This is a genomic window from Pseudomonas sp. FSL R10-0056 (genome assembly GCF_009600105.1).
In the GTDB taxonomy this organism is placed as follows: Bacteria; Pseudomonadota; Gammaproteobacteria; order Pseudomonadales; family Pseudomonadaceae; genus Aquipseudomonas; species Aquipseudomonas bubulae.
Genome location: NZ_WIWL01000075.1, coordinates 1 through 708 on the forward strand (window position 1 = coordinate 1; position 708 = coordinate 708).

General features: G+C 49.6%; 1 protein-coding gene. It reads right to left on the reverse strand.

Annotated features, from left to right (window positions below):
• Positions 1-82: 82 nt before the first annotated feature.
• Positions 83-708, reverse strand: a 626-nt coding sequence (locus tag GHO42_RS03830; protein ID WP_153384119.1) for a replication initiation protein, incomplete at its 5' end; no start/stop codon positions are given.

Consider the following 708-nt stretch of genomic DNA (forward strand, 5'->3'; position numbering starts at 1 on the left):
GGTATCAAGCGCCGTCTCATAGGAGTGCCTGCTTTGCCGCTTTGGTCCGCTGGGCTTGGGTCAAAGGAGCATTGCGAGCTTCTTATGGATGGTGTTCAAGCCGCTTGCGGGCTTCATCCCAAGACTCCCCAGGACGAGCTAGATCTTTGATCTGTGCGTCCGTTAATTTTGTCTTTCGTCTCGGCTTAGCAATTTGATCAGGCTGCTTTTTGGAGCAGTAATCAAACACTAAGTGAGTTACTTTTCGTCCTGTCTTCTTAGCGCTCCAATTCAAAATTAACGGGCTGTGTTCGTTAATTTGCTCAACAGCTGGTTCTATTACACAGCGCCGAAACTCAGCCATCAAAGGATAACGATCTTCTAACTGAAGCCAGCGGCGCAACTCACTTACTTCAATTACGCGGTGCCCATCTGGCCACTGTGCTAGTAGCTCATATAGACGTATGCCATAGGCACTGGTCATCTTTGCCACGTCTGAAAGTGCATAGCGCGTGAACTCGCGCTGTAAGCCTGTTAGGTAGGGCAGCATGTCCTTTGTGAAGCGCAGTTCTATTCGACCTTCACCGTCGATATAGAAAATTGTTTGGACCCATCCAGTCACCATCGTTTTGCGCTTTTTCCCTTTCCCATTGGGTTCCTGCGTAAGCCTTACCTCACGGCGTTTGAGGCGCAGAGCGGCGTCTTTTAACTCTTTGTAAGCACTCCCCT